General features: G+C 69.8%; 22 protein-coding genes. 12 read left to right on the forward strand and 10 right to left on the reverse strand.

The window, feature by feature from the left end; all coding sequences use genetic code 11:
• Nucleotides 1-66: 66 nt before the first annotated feature.
• On the reverse strand, nucleotides 67-1,041 hold the full coding sequence (locus ACZ45O_RS01005; protein WP_464855116.1) for an MBL fold metallo-hydrolase: 975 nt from the start codon (nucleotides 1,039-1,041) through the stop codon (nucleotides 67-69).
• Nucleotides 1,042-1,051: 10 nt separating this feature from the next.
• Entirely contained in the window at nucleotides 1,052-1,492 is a 441-nt protein-coding gene (locus ACZ45O_RS01010) for a PaaI family thioesterase (RefSeq protein WP_464855117.1), read from the reverse strand.
• Between the two features lie 619 nt (nucleotides 1,493-2,111).
• On the opposite strand from ACZ45O_RS01010, the gene ACZ45O_RS01015 reads away from it, so the two are divergent.
• Nucleotides 2,112-3,353: a M48 family metalloprotease gene (locus tag ACZ45O_RS01015; RefSeq protein WP_464855118.1), complete on the forward strand. Its 1,242-nt coding sequence runs from the start codon at nucleotides 2,112-2,114 to the stop codon at nucleotides 3,351-3,353.
• Here ACZ45O_RS01015 and fabF read toward each other — a convergent pair.
• From fabF to ACZ45O_RS01030, 3 genes are all read right to left on the reverse strand, one after another.
• A complete protein-coding gene (fabF, locus tag ACZ45O_RS01020; RefSeq protein ID WP_464855119.1) occupies nucleotides 3,350-4,591 on the reverse strand; it encodes a beta-ketoacyl-ACP synthase II in 1,242 nt (413 codons plus the stop codon). The genes ACZ45O_RS01015 and fabF overlap by 4 nt on opposite strands.
• Before the next feature lie 5 nt (nucleotides 4,592-4,596).
• Nucleotides 4,597-5,220, reverse strand: coding sequence for a TetR/AcrR family transcriptional regulator (locus ACZ45O_RS01025; RefSeq protein ID WP_464855120.1), 624 nt, complete (start codon nucleotides 5,218-5,220; stop codon nucleotides 4,597-4,599).
• A 232-nt stretch (nucleotides 5,221-5,452) separates the two neighbouring features.
• Nucleotides 5,453-5,725: a hypothetical protein gene (locus tag ACZ45O_RS01030; RefSeq protein WP_464855121.1), complete on the reverse strand. Its 273-nt coding sequence runs from the start codon at nucleotides 5,723-5,725 to the stop codon at nucleotides 5,453-5,455.
• 182 nt (nucleotides 5,726-5,907) lie between these two features.
• Here ACZ45O_RS01030 and ACZ45O_RS01035 point away from each other — a divergent pair, with 182 nt between their 5' ends.
• A complete protein-coding gene (locus ACZ45O_RS01035; RefSeq protein ID WP_464855122.1) occupies nucleotides 5,908-7,146 on the forward strand; it encodes an NAD(P)/FAD-dependent oxidoreductase in 1,239 nt (412 codons plus the stop codon).
• On the opposite strand, the gene truD is transcribed toward ACZ45O_RS01035, so the two are convergent.
• The 3 genes from truD to ACZ45O_RS01050 all read right to left on the reverse strand — a co-directional run bounded on the left by truD (nucleotide 7,127) and on the right by ACZ45O_RS01050 (nucleotide 10,102).
• On the reverse strand, nucleotides 7,127-8,281 hold the full coding sequence (gene truD, locus ACZ45O_RS01040) for a tRNA pseudouridine(13) synthase TruD (protein WP_464855123.1): 1,155 nt from the start codon (nucleotides 8,279-8,281) through the stop codon (nucleotides 7,127-7,129). The genes ACZ45O_RS01035 and truD overlap by 20 nt on opposite strands.
• A 235-nt stretch (nucleotides 8,282-8,516) precedes the next feature.
• Nucleotides 8,517-9,527 (reverse strand): NAD(P)/FAD-dependent oxidoreductase, encoded by a 1,011-nt coding sequence (locus tag ACZ45O_RS01045; RefSeq protein ID WP_464855124.1) that lies wholly within the window; start codon nucleotides 9,525-9,527, stop codon nucleotides 8,517-8,519.
• A gap of 173 nt (nucleotides 9,528-9,700) precedes the next feature.
• Nucleotides 9,701-10,102 (reverse strand): hypothetical protein, encoded by a 402-nt coding sequence (locus tag ACZ45O_RS01050; RefSeq protein WP_464855125.1) that lies wholly within the window; start codon nucleotides 10,100-10,102, stop codon nucleotides 9,701-9,703.
• Between the two features lie 107 nt (nucleotides 10,103-10,209).
• On the opposite strand from ACZ45O_RS01050, the gene ACZ45O_RS01055 reads away from it, so the two are divergent.
• The 5 genes from ACZ45O_RS01055 to ACZ45O_RS01075 all read left to right on the forward strand — a co-directional run bounded on the left by ACZ45O_RS01055 (nucleotide 10,210) and on the right by ACZ45O_RS01075 (nucleotide 14,568).
• On the forward strand, nucleotides 10,210-10,908 hold the full coding sequence (locus ACZ45O_RS01055; RefSeq protein ID WP_464855126.1) for an HAD family hydrolase: 699 nt from the start codon (nucleotides 10,210-10,212) through the stop codon (nucleotides 10,906-10,908).
• Nucleotides 10,905-11,708, forward strand: a complete 804-nt coding sequence (gene ymfI, locus ACZ45O_RS01060) for an elongation factor P 5-aminopentanone reductase (protein WP_464855127.1) — start codon at nucleotides 10,905-10,907, stop codon at nucleotides 11,706-11,708. The genes ACZ45O_RS01055 and ymfI overlap by 4 nt, the downstream gene beginning before the upstream one ends.
• Before the next feature lie 89 nt (nucleotides 11,709-11,797).
• Nucleotides 11,798-13,306, forward strand: coding sequence for an S-layer homology domain-containing protein (locus ACZ45O_RS01065; protein WP_464855128.1), 1,509 nt, complete (start codon nucleotides 11,798-11,800; stop codon nucleotides 13,304-13,306).
• A 164-nt stretch (nucleotides 13,307-13,470) separates the two neighbouring features.
• Entirely contained in the window at nucleotides 13,471-14,046 is a 576-nt protein-coding gene (locus ACZ45O_RS01070) for a hypothetical protein (RefSeq protein ID WP_464855129.1), read from the forward strand.
• A gap of 126 nt (nucleotides 14,047-14,172) precedes the next feature.
• On the forward strand, nucleotides 14,173-14,568 hold the full coding sequence (locus ACZ45O_RS01075) for a hotdog fold thioesterase (protein WP_464855130.1): 396 nt from the start codon (nucleotides 14,173-14,175) through the stop codon (nucleotides 14,566-14,568).
• 42 nt (nucleotides 14,569-14,610) lie between these two features.
• Here the strand turns inward: ACZ45O_RS01075 and ACZ45O_RS01080 are convergent, their stop codons facing one another.
• Complete coding sequence (locus ACZ45O_RS01080; RefSeq protein WP_464855131.1) at nucleotides 14,611-15,063, reverse strand: hypothetical protein; 453 nt, start codon at nucleotides 15,061-15,063, stop codon at nucleotides 14,611-14,613.
• Between the two features lie 53 nt (nucleotides 15,064-15,116).
• Nucleotides 15,117-15,920, reverse strand: a complete 804-nt coding sequence (locus tag ACZ45O_RS01085) for a DUF169 domain-containing protein (RefSeq protein WP_464855132.1) — start codon at nucleotides 15,918-15,920, stop codon at nucleotides 15,117-15,119.
• A gap of 134 nt (nucleotides 15,921-16,054) precedes the next feature.
• Between ACZ45O_RS01085 and ACZ45O_RS01090 the strand changes: the two genes are divergently transcribed.
• From ACZ45O_RS01090 to ACZ45O_RS01110, 5 genes are all read left to right on the forward strand, one after another.
• Entirely contained in the window at nucleotides 16,055-16,426 is a 372-nt protein-coding gene (locus tag ACZ45O_RS01090) for a hypothetical protein (protein ID WP_464855133.1), read from the forward strand.
• A 188-nt stretch (nucleotides 16,427-16,614) separates the two neighbouring features.
• Complete coding sequence (locus tag ACZ45O_RS01095) at nucleotides 16,615-17,343, forward strand: YIP1 family protein (RefSeq protein ID WP_464855134.1); 729 nt, start codon at nucleotides 16,615-16,617, stop codon at nucleotides 17,341-17,343.
• A gap of 12 nt (nucleotides 17,344-17,355) precedes the next feature.
• Nucleotides 17,356-18,927 (forward strand): efflux RND transporter periplasmic adaptor subunit, encoded by a 1,572-nt coding sequence (locus ACZ45O_RS01100; RefSeq protein WP_464855135.1) that lies wholly within the window; start codon nucleotides 17,356-17,358, stop codon nucleotides 18,925-18,927.
• Nucleotides 18,924-19,652 (forward strand): ABC transporter ATP-binding protein, encoded by a 729-nt coding sequence (locus ACZ45O_RS01105; protein WP_464855136.1) that lies wholly within the window; start codon nucleotides 18,924-18,926, stop codon nucleotides 19,650-19,652. Before ACZ45O_RS01100 ends, ACZ45O_RS01105 begins: the two co-directional genes overlap by 4 nt.
• Complete coding sequence (locus ACZ45O_RS01110; RefSeq protein WP_464855137.1) at nucleotides 19,649-20,851, forward strand: ABC transporter permease; 1,203 nt, start codon at nucleotides 19,649-19,651, stop codon at nucleotides 20,849-20,851. The genes ACZ45O_RS01105 and ACZ45O_RS01110 overlap by 4 nt, the downstream gene beginning before the upstream one ends.
• The last annotated feature ends 10 nt before the right edge of the window (nucleotides 20,852-20,861 follow it).

The raw sequence follows: 20,861 nt of genomic DNA on the forward strand, positions 1-20,861 counted from the left end.
CCGGGGCCTGCCGGTCGGCCAAGGCGCTCCCGCCCTCGGCGTCGCCGGGTTGAGCAACCGCCCGCCCTACCTCCCGACAGGGGGCCAGCGGTCGGGCCGCATGTCCGTCCGCAGCCATCCCGCGGGCAACGGTGTGTAGGGGGTAAGCGCCATCAGCCGGCCGTCCCGCCACCTGGCCGCCCCGGCCCGAAGCATCTCCGCCACCAGGGGTTCCACGAACTCCTCGGGCTCCCGCTCGAAGACCCGGCGGCTGGCCTGCACGAACCAGGGGGCGTTCAGCAGGTACTCCCTGATCCGCTCCGCATCCATGCCCTCCTCCAGCATCAGGGCGTAGCCGAAGATGCGCTTGCACGCGTGCCAGCCGATCTTCTGCGGCTCCCGCTGCCACTTCTCGTAGCGGCGGCGGGCGGCATCCAGGGCTGCGGGGAAGTCCGTGATGCGGGGGCCGTGGCCGGAGCACGCCCAGTCCACCCGCAGGGCGGCCAGCCGGTCCAGAGTGGCCAGCATCCGGCCCAGGGGATCGGGTCCGTCAGCCATGAGGTTGAGCCAGGCCACGTCGTCCCGGTGAAAGACGTCGCCCAGCAGGAGCACGCGCTCCTCCGGCGCGTAGAAGGAGAGGTGCCCCGGTGTGTGGCCCGGCGTGGCCAGGACCGTGAGCACCACGGCGCCCGTGTCCAGCTCGTCGCCCTCCTGAAGCACCTGGCTGACCTGGTAGTGGCCTACCGGGTGGTCCAGGAACCAGGCGTCGCAGGCGTTGAAATGCCGGCCGTTCACCCGGGCGGCGTCCTCCGCGCCGGCGGCGACCGGGATGCCGTAGGCCTGCTGCAGGCCGTGGTTGCCGCCCGCGTGGTCCACGTGGGCATGGGTGTTGACGATGAGGCGCAGCTTCCATGGCGGCACGCCGAGGTCGGTGAGCAGCCGCTCGGTCTCGGGCAGGTCGCTGCCGAAGCCCGTGTCCACCAGGATCGGCCGCGGGCCTGTGACCAGCGCCATATTCGCGCTGGGAAACCGGCGCTGCAGCATGTGAATGCGGGGGTTCACCGGCATGGCGCTACCCCGGCGTGACGTCCGGCCCGTTGCGGACCGTCATCATCGTTGCCGACATGTTGACGATCAGCTTCTCGCCGTCCTCGCTCAGGGCGAAGACCTCGCCGTGGCACACGGAGAGGGTCTTGCCCGCCTTGACGACCGTTCCCCGCGCCCGGAAACGCCGGCCCCTCGCCGGCGCCAGGAAGTTCACCTTGAACTCCACCGTCAGCACCGACGCGTCCGGCGGCATCAGGGTGTAGGCGGCGTACCCGCACGCCGTGTCGACCACGGTGGTGACAATGCCCGCATGCATGAAGCCGTGCTGCTGCGTGAACTCGGCGCGGAAGGGAAACTCGATCTCCACCACTCCGGGCTCGACCCGCAGGAGTTGGGCCCCGAGGGTTTCCATTGTCTTCATGCGGTCGAACGTCGCTCTCACCCGCTCGCCCAGCTCAACCGGCATCGTGCCCCTCCTCTGCTCGCTGCAGTATCGCCTCTATTGTAAGAATAGTTATAGCTTAAGGTAAAGGAAGAAATGCGGATCGCAGCAACGGCGGCCCTGGCCCGATTCCGCTAACCCGGGCCCCCGGATGAACCGGGAGCCACGTTTCAGCGCCAGCACTGGGTTGGCCCGCGGGCCACCGCCTCGCTGCTAGCGCCCTGCGCCCGGTTTTCTTCTGTCGATTGCCGGGAGCACGGCGGCGTAGTCGGCTAACTGCGGCGAGTTTCCACTTCGCCCGTCTGCCAGGTGGAAACTCGCCGCTGTTCGCGCTGCTGCGCGCGTCGTTGCTTGACATAACGTGGCATTACGGTTGACCAGCGATCATCCCGCAGGACCGCGGCTGTGGGAGCAGGCGGTTTTTCACTTCGGCGCAGAGGGCAAAGTGAAATAACGCCGGTTCCGAGATCGCTGGCGAGGGTCCCGGGCGGTTGCGCGGCGCGATTGCCGCCGCAGCCTGCGGCCGACTCAGCCTCACTGTGAAGCGGTCCCCTCCCGCCGTGGGAGGGGACCGCCGCGTCTATGGCAGGGGACGAGCCGCATAGAGAGGGGTAGAGTCGGACTGCCCGGGAGGTGGCTGGCCGTGCGTGAGCCCGCACTGCCGCTGAAGTGCCTCTGGACCCTGCTGTTCGCCCTTGGTCTGGGACTGATTCTGCTGCTGCTCTTCGCCACCCTGGAGCCCCGCCCGCTGGATGGAGAAGCCCTGAACTACTTCCCCGCCGCCATGCTGGAGCAGGGACGCCGCTTCGCCAGGGAGGCCCGGCTGGCCGCCACCCTGAAGGCCCTCGCCTCCCTGGGCGCCCTGGCCGTGCTGTGCTTCCATCCCGCCGGCGCCCGCCTGCTCACCTGGCTGGAGGCCCGCGGCCGGGGCCGCTGGCCGCGGCAGGTCGCGTGGGTGGCGGTGGGGGTGGGGGCCATGGCCGCCGTGGTGGAGCTGCCTTTCGCCTACTACCTCGGCCACGCCCACGAGCGGGCGTACGGCCTCACCCGCCAATCGGCCTGGGCCTGGTTGGGCGACCACCTCCTGGGGGCGGCCGTGGGGCTGGTCTTCTCTGCGCTGCTCTGGCTGGCGCTCTACGCCCTGATCCGGCGGAGCCCGCGGCGGTGGTGGGCGGGCGCCAGCCTGGTCATGGCCGGGTACAGCCTGCTCCTGGCGGCGCTCTACCCCGTGCTCCTGCTGCCCCTATTCCACCAGGTGCGCCCGGTGGATGATCCGCAGGTGCTGGCGATGATTCACAGCCTGGCGGAGCGTGCCGGCGTGCGGGTGGAGAAGGTGGCCGAGCTGCGGGTGGGGGACGAGTCCAGCCGGCTCAACGCCATGGTCGCCGGGCTGGGGCCCACCAAGCAGGTGCTGCTCTACGACACCCTGCTCCGCGAGCTGTCGCCGGCGGAGGTGGAGGCGGTGCTGGCGCACGAGCTCTCCCACGCAGTGCACGCCGACCTGTTCCGGGGCTGGGCCCTGCAGGCGGCGCTGAACGCCGCGGCCATGTGGCTGGCCGCCTGGATGCTCCGCGCGATGCGGGGCGTCTCGCCGCTGGGGCTGCCGGCGGCCCACGCGCCCCGGGGCCTGGCCCTGCTGATGCTCTTCCTCAGTCTCTGCGACATCGCCGGCACGCCGGCGCAGGCGGCGCTCTCCCGCCGGGCGGAGGTCAGGGCAGACAAGTACGCCCTGGAGCTGACGCAGAACCCCAGGGCGCTGGTGCAGAGTTTCCAGAAGCTGGCCAGGGCCAACCCCGGCGATGTTGCACCGCCGCCTCTGGTGGAGGTGCTCAGCCACTCCCACCCGTCGATCATACGCCGCATCCGGGCGGCCGAGGGGCGCTAGGCGAAGCGGCGGAAGGCGAGCGACACGTTGGTGCCGCCGAAGCCGAAGTTGTTGCAGAGTGCCGCCTCCACGCCGCGGACCTCCCGGGCGGCGTTGGGAACGTAGTCCAGGCGGCACTCGGGATCGGGCTGCTGCAGGTTGATGGTCGGCAGCAGCACCTGATGGTAGAGGGAGAGGACGGTCAGAATCGCCTCGATGGCCCCGGCCGCCCCCAGAAGATGGCCGTGCATGGACTTGGTGCCCGAGACGGCCAGCTGCCGGGCGTGGTTGCCGAAGACCCGCTCAATGGCCAGGCTCTCCTGCACGTCGCCCAGGTCGGTGGAGGTGGCGTGCGCGTTGATGTAGCCCACGTCCTCCGGGTTCAGGCGGGCGCTGCGCAGGGCGCTCTTCATCGCCAGGACGGCCCCCAGGCCCTCGGGATGCGGGGCGGTGATGTGGTAGGCGTCCCCCGACATGCCGGCGCCGGCCAGCTCGGCGTAGATGCGCGCGCCGCGCCGCTTCGCGTGCTCCAGCTCTTCCAGCACCAGGCAGCCGCCGCCCTCGCTCATGACGAAGCCGTCCCGGTCCACGTCGAACGGGCGGGAGGCGCCTTCGGGATCGTCGTTTCGGGTGGAGAGCGCCTTGGCAGAGTTGAAGCCGGCGAAGGCCAGCTCCATGATGGTGGCCTCGCTGCCGCCGGTGATCATGACGTCGGCATCCCCGCGGCGGATGATGTGCATGGCGTCGGCGATGGCGTGCCCGGCCGACGCGCAGGCCGACACCGTGCCGTAATTCGGCCCGTGCACGCCGAACCTCATCGAGATCAGCCCGGCGGCGCTGTTGATGATACAGCGGGGCACGAAGAAGGGCGAGATCCGCCGGGGGCCGCGCTCCTTCAGGATGTGCGAGTTCTCCTCGATGCTCTCCAGACCGCCCATGCCGCTGCCGAACACGACGCCCGTGCGCTCGGCCAGCTCGCCCTCGAAGGTGAGGCCCGCGTCCTGCACGGCCTCCACCGCGGCGGCCAGGGCGTAGTGGATGAAGGTATCGTACCGCCGGGCTTCCTTCGGATCCATCACCGTCGCGGGGTCGAAGTTGCGCACCTCGCCCGCGAACCGGGTCTGCAGGCGCGAGGCGTCAAAGCGCGTGATCGGGCCGATGCCCGAGCGGCCGGCCACCGCCGCCTCCCAGTTGGCCTGTACGCTGTTGCCCAGGGGTGAGACCAGCCCCAGGCCGGTGACCACTACCCTTCGCTCCATTCGGTTCACTCCTTCAATAAGGGTTCAGGAAGCAAATAGGACCGGAGCATCGCCACCAGGCTCTGCCCCATGGCGTTCAGCTCGACGTCCGGCGTACCGGTCACCCAGTAGACCGCCACCCCGTCCGCCATGGCCAGCAGCAGGGCGGCCACGGTCTGCGGGTCGGCGTCCTGCCGGAAGCGCCCACGGGCGATGCCCTCAGCGATAATGCCCGCGACGTATTCCACCAGCCCGGCGAAGCGGTCGTGCAGCCCCTGGCGGATCTCGCCGTGCTGCACCGCCTCGGCCATGGTGACCAGCAGCAGGCGGCCAGTGCCCGGGTGGCGCACCCGCAGGGCGGTGGTGAACAGCTCCACGCAGCGCACCAGCCGTTCCCAGGGGTCGTCCACGCTGCGGGTCATCCGGGCGAAGAGCTCCGGCGCCCGGCCGAGCCGCTCGCGCACGAGCGCGAGCATCAGGTCGGCCTTCGTGGGGAAGTACCGGTACAGGGCCCCGACGCTGAGCTGGGCCTGCTGGGCGATGTCGCCCACGGTGGCGACCTGATAGCCCTTGGTGATGAACACCTCCATGGCGGCGTTGAGGATGGCCTCGCGCCGCCGCTCCTTGTGCGCCGGACTCACCTTGGGCATGGTGATCAACTCCTCCGATTGCGGCCTGTCCTGTGACGTCATGGGCGGCTTCGCCGGCCCGACCCGTGCCACAAACGTCCCCGCCGGCACGGGGTGGAGGTGAGGAGGGGGCGGGAGCCCCTCCTCACTTATAAAAAAGTGAGCGCTCATTCATTTATAACACGCCGCCGGGGACGCGCGCAAGCGCGCAAAGGCACCGGCTGCGAGCAGCCGGTGCCCTGCGCGGATCCCGTTACTGGCCTGACTTCTGGGCCGCACGCTGCATGGAGGCGGCGTTGCGCTTCTGGGCATGCTGGGCGCCGCTGACCCCGGTAATGTTGTTCCCCGAGAGCTGGGCGCCAGACTGCTGGCCGGCGCCCATGGCGCCGAACTCGTAATTGGCCTGACCGGCCTTGCCGGCCTTGCCGGCCGCCCGCTGCATGGCCGCAGCGTTGCGCTGCGCGCCGTGCTGCGCACCGCTCACGCCCTTGATGTTGTTCCCACTGAGCTGCGCACCCTTCGCCATCCTGAAACTCCCCCTCACATGCGATGTGTGGAGTCTCACCGGGACCGGTCTTAGTTTGAGCCGCCGCACCCGCAGGCAATCTGTATGTTGCCTGGGACTCTTGGAGGAATTTTCACCCGGCGCCCGGCTTTTGCTTCTGGGCAAGACTAAGGACAGATCATCTGGGCGAAGGGGTGCGCACCGTGCCCGAAACGACGGCAGATGCGAGCAAGCGAGTTGTTGTGCTGGGGGCGGGCTACGCCGGGCTGACCTGTTTCCTGGAACTGCAGGACCGCCTGCCCCAGGGCCACCAATTGGCGCTGGTCAGCCGCGACCGCTTCCACTGGTTCACCACGGAACTGCACACCTATGCGGCCGGTCACGAGGCCGACGCGGTCCGCATTCCCCTGAAGCGGCTGGTCGCCCCGCCCGGCCGGCTGATCATCGACCACGTGTCTGGGCTGCACCCCGCTCAGCGGCAGGTCGAGCTGAAGCTTTCCGGCAGCTTGGAGTATGACCTGCTGGTGTTCGCCCTGGGCAGCGAGCCCGAGTACTTCGGGCTGCCCGGCATTCCCGAGCACGCGCTCACCATCGGCAGCCCGCATGCTGCACGGGAGGTGCGGGAGCGGGTCCTGGCCCTGACGGACCGCGACAACTACACGGGGCATGTTCTGATCGTGGGCGGCGGCCTGACCGGCGTGGAACTGGCGGCGGAGCTGGCCGACGAGTACCCCCGTAAGCTGCGGGTGACGCTCCTGGAGGCGGCCCCCGAGATCATGGGCGGTTTCCACCCCGACCTGGTGAAGGTCGCCCGGCAGATCCTGGAGCGGAAGGGCATCCGCATCATCACCGGCAGCCCGATCGTCACCGCCGACCAGTACCAGGTCACTCTGAAAGACGGCGGCGAGATCGCCTACGACCTGCTGGTCTGGGCCGGCGGCGTGCGCGGCCACTCGCTGCTGGCCGAGGCGGGGCTGGAGCTGGGCGGGCGCGGACGGGCCAGGGTCGACGAGTTCCTGCGCAGCGTGAGCGACGACCGCATCTACGTGATCGGCGATTCGGCCTCCTTCATCGACGCCGCCTCCGGCCGCGAGATCCCGCCCACGGGCCAGGCCGCCGTGCAGATGGGAAGGGCGGCGGCCGACAACATCCTGCGCCGGCTCACCGGCCGCCCGGAGCGGCCGTTCGTGTTCCGCATGCGCGGTCAGTTTGCCTCGCTGGGGCCCCACGAAGGCGTGGGCATGCTCGGCCAGGAGGGGCTGGTGGGCCTGCCCGCCATGACGATCAAGCACTTCATCGAGGGTCTCCACGCGTGGGAGGTGGGGGGCGGCGTGATGCCCCTCGTGCGCAAGCTGCTCGCCGCGCCGGTGAACTACCTGCGCGGGCGGCGGCTCAGGGCTCGTCGGCGCCCGTACCGCGAGCTCAGGGAGCCGTCGCCTTGATGAACATGGTGGCGTACGCGCCCCTGGGCAGGGTGAAGCGGAGCGAGACCTTCTGGCAGCCGGGGTAGCGCTCGTCCGGCTGCGGCCCTTCCACCTGGACCGAGCTGGGCACCACCCAGGCCTCTCGGGGCGAGCTCTTCAGGAAGAGGCCCGGCAGCAGATCGGCCTCCAGCTGGCCGGGACGCAGGCGGCGCTCCCAGAGCACCTCCTCCAGGACCAGGCCGGCCTCGGGTGCGGGGAAGCGCATGCCCCGACCCGGCAGGGGGATGACCAGCTGCTGCAGCGCCGCCGTCGGCCGGACGAAGCGGTACGGCCCCGCGACGCCGGCCGCTTCCGCGGGCGGCTCGCCCTCCGGGGCCGCGCGGGCGATCAGGCGGCGCAGCACCTCATTCCACAGGAACGCCTGATAGGCCGAGAGCCACATCTCCAGCTCCTCCCGGCGGGCGGTGGCCAGGGCCTCGCGGAAGGCGCCGGGACGCTCCTGCAGCATGGCAAAGCAGCGCCGCTCGAAGGCGGTCTCCGCCAGGCTCAGGCAGGCGGCCCAGTCGCCCCAGACCTCCAGCAGCCGGCGCTTCCGCGCCTTCGCCTTGCTCTTCTCTCCGGGGTAGATGTGGGTCAGGGCGATCTGGATCGCCTGCTCCCAGCGGCCCCGGGCCATCTGCTCGGCGATGAACCCGCGCTCGCGGTCGTAGCTGCCGAAGCGCTGGTCGTCGAAGTAATTGGGGAAGCCCTCGGCGGCGACCCGCCGGGCCCCGCGAGCCAGGCGGGCGGCGGCCTCGGGCCTGAGCTCCCGCACGGTCACGGCGAAGTGGTTGGCCAGCACCCGCCCGGGCCCCATGGGCTCAGTGGCGTAGCCGATCGCTTTCAGCCGGTAGCCCGGGGTCTCCAGCGAGTGGTCGGCCTGGTGGTCGATGGTGACGTACTGGAAGGTGTGGCCGTGACGGTCCTTCTTCCCCCCGTAACGGATGCGGGAGAGCGGAAGGCGCCGCTGCCGGGCGATGGCGGCCACCGCGTCGGCCGTATTCCAGCCCTTCTTCTCCAGCAAATAGACCCGGTAGCGGGCCGGCTTCTGGCGGATGTGCAGGTTCACGGCCTCCCGCACCACGAAGTCCTCGGGCGTCGTCTTCAGGCGCACGTCTCGTACTTCCTTTCCTGGCTGTTCCGCGAAAATAGGGTACCCCGCGCCGGCCGTGCTGGCAACGGGTGGCTTGGCGGCGAGCGGCAGGCAGGCGGCGAGTGGCGGGCAGGCGGCGAGCGGCAGGCAGCCGCGGCGACGGAGGCGTGGGGGCAAGCGCCCTGCATTAGCAGAGACGCAGGCTCCCCACCGCCTCGTAGGGAGCCTGCGTCCTCGCTGCGGGGGCGCACCCCGCTTACTTCTTCCGCTGTTCGGAGCTGTGGCCGGGGAAGGCGGCCGAACCCGGGTCGATGAAGGCCTTGGCGTTGTTGACCGCGGTGGCCACCTCGCCGAAGCCCGTCGCGATCAGGCGGATCTTGCCCGGGTACCAGGAGATGTCGCCGGCCGCGTAGACGCCGGGGATGTTGGTCTCGCCCTTGGAGTTCACGACGATCTGCCGCTTGTTCTCGATCTCGAGACCCCACTCCAGCATGCTGCCCAGTGAGGCCTTGAAGCCGGTGCCGAGGATGACGTAGTCGACGTCGATGGTCGTCTCTTCGCCCGTGCGGTTGTCGAAGATGGTGGCCTTCTTCACCCAGTTCCCGTCGCCCTCGACCTTGCGCAGCTCGTAGTGCGTCTTCACGTGCACCCGCGAGGCGGCCAGCTTCTTCAGCGACTCCTCGTGGGCCCGGAAGCCCTCGCGCCGGTGGATGAGGGTGACCTCCTCCGCGATCGGCTCGACCATCAGGGCGTAATCGACGGCCGAGTCGCCGCCGCCGATGACCAGCACCCGCTTGCCCTCGAACTGGGGCAGGTTCGTCACGCTGTAGAAGACGCCCTTGCCCTCGTACTGACGGGCGGACTCGTTGGGAATGCGGTTGGGCTCAAAGGCCCCGATGCCGGCAGTGATGACGACAGCCCGGCTGTAATGCTGTTCGCCGGTGTGGGTGATCAGTTCGAAAGTGCCGTCCTCCAGCTTGTTCAGCCGGTCGACCCGCTGGTTGAACACGTAGGTGGCGTCCGGGTTGGCCAGGTCAGCCTGTTCCTTGCACCGTTCCACCAAATGCTTGGCGCTCACCCTGGGGAAGCCTGCGACGTCGAAGATGTCCTTTTCCGGGTAGAGGGCAGCCAGCTGACCGCCCACCTCGGGCAGGGCCTCGATGATCTTGGTCTTCATGCCGCGCATGCCTGCATAGAACACCCCGAACAGTCCCGTCGGCCCTGCACCGATCAGGGTCACGTCGTAAAGCTCTTTCGTACCGGACACGGTTGCCGTCATCCCCCTATCTGCCTAATCACTTGATGCCTGTTTGTGGTTCGGGAACAGGACCTTTGTGCCTATCCACAAGCGAGTATAACACAGACATCGCATCATTGGGCAGATACTTCAGAGTAAGTGTAATAACTCCCGGCGAATGGTCGGATTTTCGCGGCGGGCCGTCAGGCGGGCGCCGAGATGGCGGCCCCCAGCCAGTGAGCCAGCCGGCGCAGCAGGGGATGGTCGGGGCGCATCTCCTCATCGGGCAGGTTATGCCGGTCGACGATGAGGTAGACGGCGCCCTCAGGCGTCTCCACGACGATCAGCTGAAACTCGCTGCCGCCCATCTCGTCGAGGGTTCCGGCGATGCGGGGGAAATGGGGGTGGCTGAAGTCGAGACTGACCTGAAGCAGGACGTAGCGGTATCCCTTGATCTCCGTCAGGTCAGAGAGCCGGATGACGGCATCGAACGGGGTCCCTTCCAGGGCGGCGAGGTACTCCACCACGGCCTCTGCACGCTGCTGTTCGACCACGGCGGCCGTGGCTCCCCACTTGGAGGGGCGCTGGTCCGGACGGAAGCGCACGTGCTCACTCTCCTTTCCCGATTCGGGTTCGTGCCGGCGGCTGCCGGTTCCTGCAGGATGGCCCTGCCCCGGCGTGGAAAGCGTACGTGAGAGGAGGTCTGGCGCACGTGATCAAGGCGCTGTTCTTTGCCCCGCAGGCCCTGGCCTACGGGCCCGACGAACCGGACCTGCTGGCCGGCATCCTGCAGGGGGAGCGGATCGCCGCAAGCCGGGAGGAGGTGGCGGAGGCCCTGGCCGGCCTGCCCGCCGAGGTGCGGCAGGCGGGGCAGGCGGTGCGCACGCCGGAGCAGGAGCGGGCCTGGCACCGCACCCTGTGGTCGGCGCTGCTGCCCCTTCTGGGCCATGGCCGTCCGGACCCGGCCCTGGTGAACCGCCTGGGCGAGGCCCGGGACGAGTACGCCGCGTGGTGGTCCCTGCACGCCGAGACCCTGCCGGTCCTGGCCGAACTCCGCCGCCGGGGCTTCACACTGGGCGCGGTGGGCCGGTGGGCGCCGTCGCTGGCCCGGTTCCTGGCCGAGTTCGAGATTGCAGGCTACTTCCAGTTGATCCGCCCCTCGGCGGCAGCAGGCGCGTCCTGGCCGGACCCGGCCTTCCTGCGTGACGCCCTGGCTGAGACGGGCTGCGCCCCGGCCGAGGCCGTGTACTGCGCCGCCTCGCTCCGGGACGACGTGCCCTGCGCGCAGGCGGCCGGCATGGCAGCAGTCTGGGTCAACCGCACGGGCATCGCCACCGGCCACGAGGTCGTGGCCGTCAGCGACCTGCGCGGCCTCCTGGTGCTGCTGGGAGAGGGAGGGAGCGGCGCATGACGGCGGCGGAAACCCGTGAGCTTGCCGCGGCGACCCAGAAGCCTGCCGCGGCGACCCGGGAGCTGGCGGGCCAGGCGGCCCTGGTGACCGGCGCGTCCCGGGGCATCGGCCGGGCCATCGCCCTGGAGATCGCCGCCGCGGGCGCCGCGGTGATGGTGGCCTACCACCGGCAGCGGGAGAAGGCGGAGGCCGTGGCGGCGGCCATCCGCGCGTCCGGCGGTGAGGCGGCGCCCTTCCAGCTGGACGTGCGCGACCCGGCCGCCTGCGAGGCCGCGGTGGCGGCGACGGTCGACCGCTTCGGCCGGATCGACGTGCTGGTCAACAACGCCGGCACGGCGCTGGAGAAACTGCTGGTGGACACCACCCCGGCGGAGTGGGCCGACCTGGTGGCGGTGCACCTGACGGGGATGTACGCCTGCACCCGGGCGGCGCTCCCGCACATGGTGGCGCGGCGGTATGGTCGCATCATCACCATCTCGTCCATCTGGGGCATCACCGGGGCCGCGGGCGAGGTCGCGTACTCGGCGGTGAAGGCCGGTCAGAACGGTTTCACCCGGGCCCTCGCGCAGGAGGTCGGCGCCTTTGGCGTGACCGTGAACGCGGTGGCCCCGGGCGCCATCGACACCGAGATGAACAGCTTTCTACATGGGGATGACCTGGAGGAATGGCTCAGGCGGGTGCCGGCGGGGAGGCTGGGCACCCCGGAGGAGGTGGCGGCGCTGGTGCGCTTCCTCGCGGGCCCGCGCGCGGGCTTCATCACCGGCCAGGTGATCTCGCCCAACGGCGGCGCCGTGGTCTGACCTGGCAGCGCGGCGCAGCACATTTTCCCACTTCGCACATTGCGCAAACGAACCGACTGGGGACTCCGTCATGTGGACGGGAGGTCTGCATGACGATGAAACATCTGAAGCGCACCGCCGCGACGCTCGCGGCGCTGGCCGTTCTTGGCCTGGTGACGCCGCCCGCCACGCAGGGCGCCGCACTGTGGGACACCGCCGGCCACTGGGCGCGGGCCCAGATCGCCGCCGGCGTGTCTGCGGGATACCTCACCGGCTTTCCCGACGGCAGTTTCCGGCCGGACCAGCCAATCACCCGGGCCGAGTTCTTCACGATGCTCACCGGCGCGCTGGGGCTGAGGCCGCGCCCCGGCGACGCGGCGCCGTATGCGGCGGGCCACTGGTCGGCGCGGCAGGGCCACGTGCAGGCCGCCGTGGCCGCCGGCCTGCTCGATCCCACCAGTGATTACAACGGCTGGCTCGAGCCGGACCGGCCCATCGCGCGCCGGGAGATCGTGCTGGCCGCCGTGCGGGCGCTCGGCCACGCGGACCTGGTGGGGCAGCGCGCGCTCGCGGCCCCCGACGCCGCCTCGTACCCGACCTGGCTGCAGGCCTGGGCGGCGGAGGCCGTCCACCTCGGCGTGCTGCAGGGCTACGAGGACGGATCGGTGGGCCTGGAGCGCACCGCCACGCGCGCCGAGGCCCTGGTGATGGTGCAGCGCATCAGGGACCAGTTGCAGATGGACGCGGCTCCGACGCAGGACGAGCCTGCACCGGAGGCCCGGCGCTGGCCGGCTCCGGGCGAGCCCACCTGGACGGTCGACCGCACTTCCCCGAACCGGCCCCTCTTCTCCGACGGGCAGAGGGGCTACACGCTCGGCGCGTTCGAAGGCTACACGATCCTGCCGGCGCCCGGCGGGGCGGCCTGGGTGAACACCGTGGACGAGGGCGGGACCTACCGGCTGTACCGGCTGGCGGCCGGCTGCGCCCATGAGGTTGCGGCGGGCGCGGCGCCGATCGTCGCCCTGGCCGTGGGCGACGACGGCCGGCTCTGGTTCAGCCGGGGCGCCGACCTGGTCGCGGCCGCGGGCGACGGCCGCGTCCTGGAGCGGCACGCCCTCTCCGGGCAGGTGAGCCACGCCGCCCTCGACGAGAACGGCGTGCTGTGGGCCGTGGACGCAGGCCGCCTCTACCGCATCGCCGGCGGCCGGGTGGCGAGCCACACCCTGCCCGCGCAGCTGCTTTCCCGGGTGCGCTACGTGGCGCCGGCGCCGGACGGCTCCGTGTGGCTGCTCCTGCGCGGGGAACAGCCGGGCCGGGGGGTCGGGGCCGTGCGCATCCGCGCCGGCCGTGTCGTGCAGGAGGTTGCGGTCGTGGGCGGCGGGCCGAAGGGCGAGGCCGAATCCGTGCAGGCGGCCCTGCTGACCGACCGGGGAGATTCGCGGCTCATCCTGGTCACGGCGCCCGAGCGGATGGTGATCCGGTTCGACCTCACCACCGGCGCCGCGGCGCGCCTGGTGCCGCCCGCGGAGGCGGGTGACTGGGCGCAGGCGCTGCCCGCGCCGGACGGCGGCGCGCTCCTGGTGGACCGGCAGGGGCGCCGGAGGCGCATCGCTGACTGACGCGCGGTTCAGGAAGATTGTGGAATGAGGGTATTGGGCACTTCAGGCGACATAAGATGGGGATGGCTGGAGTTCCGTAAAGCCTTCCGGAGGTGTCGAGCGAGGTGACCATGCCCATGCCCATGGGAGGCCCGATGCGGCTTCCCGCGCAGGTGGCCGGTTCCATGTCCCGCATGCAGGGCCTGCTGCAGGCGGCCCAGCCCGAGATTCAGTCTGCTTACGCCGCCCACTGGCTCGCCGCCCGTCAGGCCGCGGGCGCCCCGCACTTCCAGGACCTGAGCCAGCACATGATGATGGGGCTGTACGGCACCACGGCGCTCGGCGGCCTGCTCCGCTATGCCCTGTCGGGCCGGGCAACGCCGGAGGTGGTCGGCGGGATCATCGACCAGGTGCAGCTGATTCAGCAGAGCTACGAGGGCGCCCAACAGGCTCTGGAGCGGTTCCTGGAGGAGGAGGACGTGCGGCAGCTGAGCGGCGTTCAGCTCATGGGCCGGACGCTCCCGCACCTGGACCGCTTCTACCAGCAGATGGAGCAGCCCGCTCAGGCGGTACTCAGTGGGGTGGACTGGCAGGAATCCGGACCGGTTCAGGGCTGGCCGGTGCGGCGGGCCGAGGTGGGCGGTTCAGGCCCTGGATGGCAGCCGCCCGTGCCGCGCTGGGAGTCGCCGGACGAAATGGACCGCATGGGCGGCGTGAGCGAACTGCCGCCGCCCGATGCGGACGCGCAGGAAGAGGGCTGATTCGCCAGGGGCCCGGGACGCGTTCCCGGGCCCTTCCGCGCACACGCGGGCCGAATGTCGGAAAGAGGGTGTGCAGGGCGGCGCGGCGAACCTCATGACGCAGCAAAGCGGAGGGAGCAGATGCACATGGAACAGATGCCGTACACCGGTGGCACCTTGATGGACGCGCTGGGCATCGTGCTGGAGGAGATGTCGCCCGGACGGGTGACCGCCACCATGCCCGTCGATGACCGCACGCGCCAGCCGTTCGGCCTGCTGCACGGCGGCGCCTCCGTGGCCCTGGCCGAGACCGTGGCCAGCATCGGCGCGGCGCTGAACGCCGGCGAGGGGCGCACGGTGGTGGGGATGGAGATCAATGCGAACCACATCCGGTCCAAGCGGGAGGGGACGGTGCGGGCGGTGGCCACGCCGGTCCACATCGGCCGCAGGAGCAGCGTCTGGGAGGTCCGCATCACCGACGAGGAGGGGCGGCTGGTCTGCATCTCCCGCTGCACGCTGGCGTTCATTGATCTGAAGCAGTAGCCAGGGAAGCAGAAAAGGGCGGAGGCTGGGGAGCTGTGCTCCTCAGCCTCCGCCGCGTCCGGGCGATCCCTGATCCGGCGGCAGCAGCGCCGCCGTGACCGGACCGAGCACGAGAAACGTGATCAGGAGCCCCGCGCCGGGGAGCAGTTCGACCGTGCTGTGCGCCCCGGGGGTGAGCGTCAGCAGGTAGTGGACGGTGAGGCCCGCACAGAGCCACGTCCCCGCCAGCAGCCCGACGCGGAGCCGGCGCTGCACGATGGCCGCCCCGGCGGCGCCTGCCGCCGTTCCGATGAGCGGGTAGAGCAGCATCAGGATCACGGGCATCTCGGTCAGCGCCCAGGGGCCGAACGCCACCATGCCGATGACCGTGACGATCACGCCGGCCGGCCAGACCAGGCGTGACAGGGTCGAGACGCCGCCCGCGATCACGACAATGAGAAGCCAGAAGACGCCGGAGGCTAATGGATCGGACCAGCTCAGATGGAGCAAGCGCATCCCCCCGACCGCCGGCGGTCCCGCCCGGCAGGACGGGACCGTGCCGGTTCATGCTACGACGTCTCCCCTTCGTCCCAGCGGCGCTGCAGCTCCTGGTAGGTTGCGGGGAACTCGGGCGTGTAGCGCAGGAAGGCGGGAATCGGGTAGCGCACGCCCCCCTTGTGCGTGCCCTCCAGCCCCTCCAGCAGGTCGCCCACCTGCGACCAGGGGATGGTGAACGCCATCTCGTGGTCCTGGGTCTGGCCGAAGATCCGGTCGCCCAGGCAGGGCAGGATGAACTGGGGCTTCCCCTCCCGGGCGGTGCGGATGACGATGTCGGCGCAGTCGGCCCGGGCCGTGGTGGTGGAGGTGAGCGCACCGCCGGTTTTCCACAGCGCGCCGGTGACCGCCCGCATCACCTGGGCCGAGTTGCCGTAGATGAGCAGGGTTTCGGGTTCGAACGTGCACCGGGCGAGCGGCGCCACCACCACCGTGCCCGCCTCTTCCGGCGTGAACTTGGGAACCTCCTGCTCCGTGAGGGCGCCCAGCCCGCACGTTTCCACGTACATGCCCGCCGCGAGATTGCCCTCGGTGTAGTAGGGAATCGCCGGCTGGAAACCGAAGGCTACCTGTGCGATGGGGCAGCTCAGATCCTCGGGCCCCATGGCGACCGCCCAGCCGTAGCGCCGGGCCATGCCGATGCCCTGGCAGATGGCGATCTTGATTCCCATATCGCGCCATGGCCGCCGCACCCGGTCGGGCAGCGGCTCGGCCCCGCGGAAGACCCGGATGCCCAGCGGGAACGTGTCTGTGCGCAGATGCCGGTCGAGCGCCGCAGCCACCTCACGGCAGTCCGGCACCCTTGCCGCATCCCCCATCGTGATCCCCCCTTTGACCCGGCAGTCTTCTCTATACTTATGCACATTTCCTGCAGAACGGCGGGGATTTATGGAAGGAACGGGAGGTGAGGAGGGAGAACAAGAAAACAAGAAAGTTTCGGGAGGTCACTTCGATGTTGCTGTTTTTCCTGATCGCGGCGCACGGCCTGATGCGCTGGATCGTCCTGATCGGTGCGGTGGCGGCGCTCGCCGGGGCCCGGCTGGCCGGCGACCGGGGCCTGGACGGGTGGGGCGGCCGGGCCGGCCTGTTCTATACGGTGGCCCTGGATGTGCAGGTGCTGATCGGGCTCCTGATCTGGGTGCTGGAGACCGGATGGAGGCTCAATGCCTTTTTCGCCTACGTCCACCCTGCGACGATGGTGCTGGCCCTGCTGGTGGCCCATTTCGGCCGCGCCCGGCAGAAGCGGGCCGTGCCCGCCTCCGGCTTCTGGGCCTTCGCCGCATCGCTGGCGCTGGTGGTAGCGGGCATTCCCTGGAAGGCGTGACGGGTTTTTCTCATAAATCCCCCTTCCAACGTGAAGGGGGTCTTTTGTCATCAACGTCGTACTTTCATAGCATAGGTGAACGGTTTCACCTTTTGGCGAACCATTCAGGCCCATGAACTGGTCTCACAAAAGGAATTGGCAGGGGAAACCTGTTCCTATTCTGTTTCGTCGTATAGGAGGTTGAGAGCGTGAGCGAGTCCATGCTGAACAGGAGTGGAGAACCGCGCATTTCGCCCTGGCGGGCCGTCGTGCGCGTGTTGACGGATCCGGCGGCGACCTTCCGGGCCATGGCTGCACACCCGCCGGTGCTGGTTCCCTACCTGGTCCACATGCTGGCGGGCGTGGTGTTGATGATCCTCGCCTTCGGTCCCACGCTGGAGATGACCGAGATGGTGCAGATGCAGACAATCAGCGCGATGTCTGCGGGCGAGGAGATCGACCTGGAACTCGCGCGCACCATGGCGCGCTGGAGCGTGGCGCTGACGCTGGGTTTCAACGCGCTGATCGGTCCCTGGCTCGCCGGCTTCTTTGTCTCTCTGGTCGCGATGTTCTTTGGTCAGTTCCAGGGGGGCGGCGTGTCGCTCAAGTCCTACATGGGGATGGTCGGCTACGCGCGCATGCCCCTGGCCATTCACAGTCTCCTGGCGGGGGTCTTCTCGGGCATCACGGGGCAGCAGCTCAACCTGAGCGCCGCGGCCTTCCTCCCCGACACGGCCAGCCTGGGGCTGATCGGCCTGCTCGGCGCAATCAACCCGCTGCACATCTGGTACTACATCCTGCTCGGCATCGGCTTCGCCGCCCTCTTCGACCGCGAGCCCCGCAAGGGGTGGGCCCTGCCGGTCACGCTGTTCGTGGTGACCACGCTCTTCAGCGCGGCGTCCGGTGCACTGGGCAGCGCCTTTATGACGATGAACTAAGGAGGAGCGGGCGTGAGACGTAAAGGATTGATCGCGGCCGCGCTCCTCGTGGCGGTGGCCGTGCTTGTGGCTGTCAACCTGAAGAACCTGCCTGCGGCGGGCGGAGGGCGCGGCTCGCAGGGGCCCGCCGGCGCCCCGCTTGTGCGGGTGCAGACCGTGCAGAAGGGCAGCCTCCAGCAGGAGGTGGTCGCACCGGGGATTCTCGAAGCCAGGGATGTGCATGAGATCCGGGCGCCCTTCGCCACCAAGTCGGTGACCCTGCAGGTGGGCATTGGCGACCAGGTGTCGGCTGGTCAGGTGGTGGCGATCCTGGACGCCACGGATCTGGCCCTTCAGGTCTCCGCGCAGGAGGCCCAGGTGGCCCGGATGGAGTCGTCGCTGGCGGCCCTGAGGCTGCAGCAGCAGGAGGCGCCGCTGCAGCTGAATCAGCGGCTGGCCCAGGCGCGGGCGCAGCTCCTGCAGGCCGAGGACAACCTCGAGACGGTTCTGCGGCAGGACGACCTGCTGCGCACCCGCCTGGAGCAGGCGCGCGTGAACCTGACGACGCTGCAGAATCGCAGCGCCGAGGGGGCGGAGCAGGTCGCCGCAGCGCGGGCCGCTCTGCTGGAGGCGGAGGAGGCCTTCAAGGCCGATCCCGCCAATCCGAGCCTGCGCGCGGCTTACGAACGGGCCCGGGCGGCCTACGACGAGGTCCTGCGACAGAGCCAGGAGGCGGCTTCACAGGCCGCTGCGCAGCTGCGGGCGGCGTATGACGAACTGGCGGCCGCGGAGGCCGAATACGCCCGGGTGAGCGGCGACAACCCGGTGGCCGTTGAGCTGGCCGCCAGCCAGGTGGAGGCGGCCCGCATCGCCCTGCAGCTCGCGGAGATGGAGGCCGCGAGCGGCGGCACGGTGGCCGAGCAGGTGCGGGCGGCCGAGATCGAGCTGCAGGCGGCGCGCGAAAGCCTGGCCGCCATGCAGGAGAAGCTGGCGCAGGCAGAGCTGACCGCCCCGGCCGCGGGCACGGTGCTGGCGGTGGCCATTCAGGACGGCCTGCCGGCGCAGGAGACGCAGCTTCTCCTCACCATCGGCGACCTGGATGCCCTGAAGGTGACGGCCCACGTGGATGAACTGGATATCACCAAGGTGCAGCCGGATCAGCCGCTCTCCGTTGAGACCAACGCGGCACCGGGCGAATGGTTCGAGGGGCGGGTGACCCGCGTGGCCGCGCAGGCGACGATGACCGGCGGAGCCCCGTCCTTCCAGGTGGAGGGCGAGGTGGCCAACCGCGACCGGCTCCTCCGGGCGGGTCTGAACGCCGAGGTGATCATCGCCACGGCCGAGCGGCATGACACGATCGTCGTCCCGGCGGCGGCGGTGCGCAGCGATAACGGCCAGCTGAGCGTACTGGTCGTGGAGGACTTCACCGTGAAGGTGAGGCCGGTTGTGGCCGGTCTGCGCACCGATGTTGAGGTCGAGATCCTGGAGGGGCTCGCGGAGGGCGAGCAGGTCATCGTCAGCCCCTTCACGCTGATTAACTCCCTGAAGGAGGGAGACGCGGTTCGGGTGGAGGAGGTGGACGAGACTTGGGGGAAAGCCCGATGATCAAGTTAGTCGAAATTACAAAGGTCTATAAGATGGGCGACAGCGAGGTTCATGCCCTGCGCGGGGTGAGCCTCGAGATCAACGCCGGCGAACTGGTGGCCATCATGGGCCCTTCCGGTTCCGGCAAGTCGACGTTGATGAACATCCTCGGCTGCCTGGACCGGGCCACCAGCGGGACCTACGAGCTGGACGGGCGGAAGATCGCCGCCCGGGACGAGTCGGAACTCGCCCGCGTGCGCAACCGGCAGATCGGCTTCGTCTTTCAGACCTTCAACCTCCTGCCCCGCATGACGGCGCTCCGCAACGTGGAGCAGCCGCTGCTCTACGCCGGCGTCGGCGCCCGGGAGCGCCGGCGGCGGGCGCGGGAGGCCCTGGAGCGGGTGGGCCTGGGCGAACGCATCCACCACCGCCCCAACGAGCTCTCCGGCGGCCAGCGGCAGCGGGTGGCCATCGCCCGGGCCCTGGTTACCCGGCCGTCGATCATCCTGGCCGACGAGCCGACCGGAAACCTGGACTCCCGCACGGGCGAGGAGATCCTGGCCCTGTTTCAGGAGCTCCATGCTGAAGGGGCCACCGTGATCATCGTCACGCACGAGCCCGACGTGGCCGAGCACGTGAACCGCATCATCCGCCTGCGGGACGGCAGGATCGTCAGCGACGAGCCCGTCGCCAACCCGGTGAGGGCGGTGGACCGCCTCGCGCAGATGGGAGGGCCCGAGGAATGAACATCCTCGAAACCCTCCGGGTCGCGTGGGAGGCCCTGCTCGCCAACAAGATGCGGTCGATCCTCACCATGATCGGCATCATCATCGGCGTCGGGTCGGTCATCGCCGTGGTGGCGATCGGCCGCGGCACCGAGGCGGCGGTGCTGGGCGAACTCCAGGGCCTCGGCGCAGGCACCTTCTACGTCATGCCGGGTTCGGCCTCGACCAGCGACGTCCTGAGCCGCGTCGAGCCGTTCCGGGAGCGGGACATGCGGATGCTGGAGTCCATGCTGCCCGACATCGAGGTCGTGGTCAGCGGCGACACGGTGGGCATCCGGGCGGAGTGGCAGAAGGAGACGCTCTCCACCTACGCCTACGCCGTCTCCCCCGGCTTTGACCGGGTGGTGAACGTGAAGGTCCTGGAAGGCCGCTGGTTCACCGAGGAGGAGATGGAGGGCGGCGCCCGCGTGATCGTCCTGTCCGAGGACGCGGTAACCCGGCTGTTCGGCGACCGCAACTACAACCCGGTCGGCGAACGCGTGAAGATCAACGGGCTCACCAACCAGGTGATCGGCGTCGTGGGCAACACGACGGGCGCGCTGTCGCAGAGCCTGGGGATGCAGGATCCCGCCGTCTACCTGCCGGTGGAGGCGGTGCACCGCATGACGGGCAGCACCGACAGCTGGATGATCATGGCGAAGGTGCGCCCCGGGGCCGACGTCCAGGCCGTCATGAACGACGCCGTCGCCCTGCTGGAGAAGACCCACAGCGGGGCGGGTTACATGGGCTTCAGCATGGAGATGATGACGGCGGCCCTGACCGCCGTCACCGGCCTCCTGACGGGCCTGATCGCCTCCATCGCCGCGATCTCGCTGCTGGTGGGCGGCGTCGGCATCATGAACATCATGCTGGTCTCGGTGACCGAGCGCACCCGTGAGATTGGCCTGCGCAAGGCGATCGGGGCGACCTACGGCAACATCATGACCCAGTTCTTGATTGAGTCGGTGGTGATCTGCATGGTGGGCGGGGCCATCGGCGTGGCGTTCGCTGCGGTGCCCGTCTGGCTGGTCGGCCGGCTGATGGGCGTCTCCATGCTGATCGATATTCCCACTGTGATTCTGGCACTCGGCTTCTCCGCCCTGGTCGGGGTGATCTTCGGCGTCTATCCGGCCTCGAAGGCGGCCCGGCTCGACCCCATTGAGGCCCTGCGCTATGAATAAGGAGGATGAG

It is taken from the genome of Symbiobacterium turbinis, assembly GCF_055383075.1.